Annotated in this window: 4 protein-coding genes; 2 read left to right on the plus strand and 2 right to left on the minus strand. The window is 67.7% G+C overall.

The features are described 5' to 3' along the window. The coding region (locus JOZ79_RS03855) for an aspartate kinase (protein WP_294070839.1) at positions 1-725 on the minus strand (725 nt) is incomplete at its 3' end. 52 nt (positions 726-777) lie between these two features. Between JOZ79_RS03855 and ubiG the strand changes: the two genes are divergently transcribed. Both ubiG and JOZ79_RS03865 read left to right on the plus strand, forming a co-directional pair. Further along, a complete protein-coding gene (gene ubiG / locus JOZ79_RS03860; protein ID WP_294070842.1) occupies positions 778-1,533 on the plus strand; it encodes a bifunctional 2-polyprenyl-6-hydroxyphenol methylase/3-demethylubiquinol 3-O-methyltransferase UbiG in 756 nt (251 codons plus the stop codon). A 31-nt stretch (positions 1,534-1,564) separates the two neighbouring features. Beyond that, the gene (locus JOZ79_RS03865; protein WP_294070845.1) at positions 1,565-2,461 is read left to right on the plus strand and encodes a TIGR00730 family Rossman fold protein; all 897 of its coding nucleotides are present in this window, start codon (positions 1,565-1,567) and stop codon (positions 2,459-2,461) included. A gap of 4 nt (positions 2,462-2,465) precedes the next feature. Here the strand turns inward: JOZ79_RS03865 and JOZ79_RS03870 are convergent. Continuing rightward, the coding region (locus JOZ79_RS03870) for a cytochrome c family protein (protein ID WP_294070848.1) at positions 2,466-3,013 on the minus strand (548 nt) is incomplete at its 5' end.

Raw genomic sequence — 3,013 nt, forward strand, 5'->3', positions numbered from 1 at the left:
TCGGCGACGATGTCGGTACCGGGCTTGTCCTCGAACGCCGACAAAACGCGGAGCGGCAATTTCTCGCGCATGGCAAGGCCCACCGAGCGCACCTGAAGCACCTTGGCGCCGACGCCGGCAAGCTCCAGCATCTCCTCGAACGTGACCTGACTGAGCTTGCGGGCGCGGGGCACGATGCGCGGGTCGGTCGTGTAGACTCCGTCGACGTCGGTATAGATGTCGCAGCGGTCGGCCTTGACCCCGGCGGCGATTGCGACCGCTGACGTGTCGGAGCCGCCGCGGCCGAGCGTCGCCAGCCGGCCTTCGGCGGAGACGCCCTGGAAGCCCGGGATCACAGCGACCGTGCCGGCGCTGAGCGCTTCGTCGAGCAGCGCGGCTTCGATCGCATCGACGCGGGCGTTGCCATGGACTCCGGACGCGTGGACGAGCTGCCAGCCCATGAAGCTGCGGGCGTTGAGACCCATCGCCTGCAAGGTCATGGCGAGAAGGCCGGACGTCACCTGCTCCCCGCTGGCGACGACGACATCATATTCGCTAGCGTTGTGGAGCGGTGCCGCCTCGCGGCAGAGCTGGACCAGGCGATCCGTCTCGCCCGCCATCGCGGACACGACCACCAGCACCTGGCTGCCCGCCTCAGCTTCGCGCCGCACGCGGTCGGCGACGCTGCGGATGCGCTCGATTCCCGCCATCGACGTGCCGCCGAATTTCATGACGATGCGGGGCATGTTGGGCGGGCGCGTCCTTGGGTTGAAAGCGGCGTCCTGTTAGGGGGCGGTCATGGCGCAGACAAGCACAAGCGAGGGCCTGACCCGCGAGACATCGAGCATCGTGCCGGAAGAGGTCGCGCAGTTCGGCAAGCTCGCTGCCGACTGGTGGGACCCGGACGGCGCGTCGGCGATGCTCCACAAGCTCAATCCGGTGCGGCTGAAATACGTCCGCGACCAGGTCGACCGGCACTGGCAGTGCGACGAGTGCGACCGTCGGCCGCTGGCGGGCAAGACGGCGCTCGATGTTGGTTGCGGGGCGGGGCTGCTCGCCGAGCCGCTGGCGCGGTTGGGCGCGAAGGTCACGGCGATCGATGCCGCGCCGGAGGTGATCGCGGTGGCCCGGAACCACGCGGCCGCAGGTGGGCTGCAAATCGATTATCGCGCCGGCGATGTGCAGCAGCTGGACGGCCGGTTCGATCTCATAACCTGCATGGAGGTGATCGAGCATGTCGCCGACCCCGCGGCCTTCGTAGCGGCACTGGCGAAGCGGCTCGCCCCCGCCGGGCTTCTGGTGATGTCGACCCCGAACGCCACTGGCTGGTCGAAGCTGATGATGATCACGATCGCCGAGGGGATCGGCCGGATTCCGCGCGGGACCCACGACTTCGAGAAGTTCATCGCCCCCGATCGGATGAAGCTGCTGCTCGCGGACGCCGGCCTGACCTGCATCGATGTCGAGGGGATTGCCTGGTCGCCGTCTCGCGGCCTTCACCTCAGCGACGACGTTCGGCTCAATTACCTGATCGCCGCGGCGACGGCGTCGTGACCCTGTAACAGTTCGGCGCTACTCGGCGGGGATGACTAACTTCATTCCGCCCGAGCGAATCTTCCCAACGTCCCGCCGCGACGCCCGTGCGGCGAGCCACGTCCCGTCGAGCCCCCAGACCGAGAGCGCCGCCTATCGTCTGGCGTTCCAGGACACCGACTTCCTGCTCCGCGAGGACTTGAGGCCGGTGCGCTTCCAGCTGGAGCTGCTGAAGCCCGAGCTGCTGCTCGAGGAAGCGAACATCGCCTCGACACTGGTGTTCTACGGGTCGGCGAGGATTCCGTCGCCGGAGCTCGCGGAGACACTGGTCGCATCGGCGACGACGAACGAGCAAAGGGCTGTCGCCGAGCGGCTCAAGGCCAAGGCGCGATATTATGACGCCGCGCGCCAGCTCGCGCGGCTCGCGAGCCGGACGCCGGTCGACGAGGCCGGAAACCGGCATTTCGTCGTCTGCTCGGGCGGCGGCCCCTCGATCATGGAGGCGGCCAATCGCGGCGCGGCGGACGAGGGCGCTGAATCGATCGGCCTCAACATCGTGCTTCCGCACGAGCAGCTGCCGAACCCCTATGTCACTCCCGAGCTCAGTTTCCAGTTTCACTATTTCGCGCTGCGCAAGATGCACTTCCTGATCCGCGCCCGAGCGGTCGCGGTGTTCCCCGGCGGCTACGGCACGTTCGACGAAATGTTCGAGCTTCTGACGCTGATCCAGACCGGCAAGGTGCGGCCGTTGCCGATCCTTCTGTTCGGCCGCGACTTCTGGACCCGGATGGTCAATTTCCAGGGCTTGGCCGACGAAGGGGTGATCGCCCGCGAGGACCTCGAACTGATTTACTGGGCCGAGGACGCGGAGGAAGCCTGGGAGCACGTGCAGCGCTTCTACGCCGAGCGGGACCAGCCCGGCGACACGACCGATACCGACGGCAGCTGAAAGCTTACTTGACGGAGTTGCCCTTGGTGCCGAGCGGCGCCTTGCCCGCGGGGCTCGCCTCGCCGCCCGAATTCTTCGGGTTGCTCTCGGTCGCTGCACCCGTCTTGAGCACCGGTTCCTTCTGCGCCTTCTGCGGTCCGTTGTTCGGGCCGGTGCCGGCTGTCGCCGCGTCTTTCTGGGCCGTATCGGACGCTCCCGCGGCAGGCGCGGCGGGGAGCGGCAGCGGTGCATCGCCATGCTGGTTCAGGAAGGCGATGACGTTGGCGCGGTCCTGCGGGTTCGACAGGCCGGCGAAGGTCATCTTGGTGCCGGGCGCAAAGGCCTTAGGGTTGGTCAGCCAGGTATTGAGGTTGTCGAACGTCCAGGTGCCGCCCTTGCTCGACAGCGCATCGGAGAACGCGAAGCCCGCCTTGCCCTTGCCGATCTGCTCGCCGACCGTGGCGTAGAGGTTCGGGCCGATGCCGTTGGCACCGCCCTGGTTGATCGAGTGACAGGCCGCGCACTTCGCGAAGACCTTTTCGCCGGCGGCGGGATCCGCCTTGGCGAGCGCCT

Source organism: Sphingomonas sp. (assembly GCF_019242355.1).
GTDB lineage: Bacteria > Pseudomonadota > Alphaproteobacteria > Sphingomonadales > Sphingomonadaceae > Sphingomicrobium.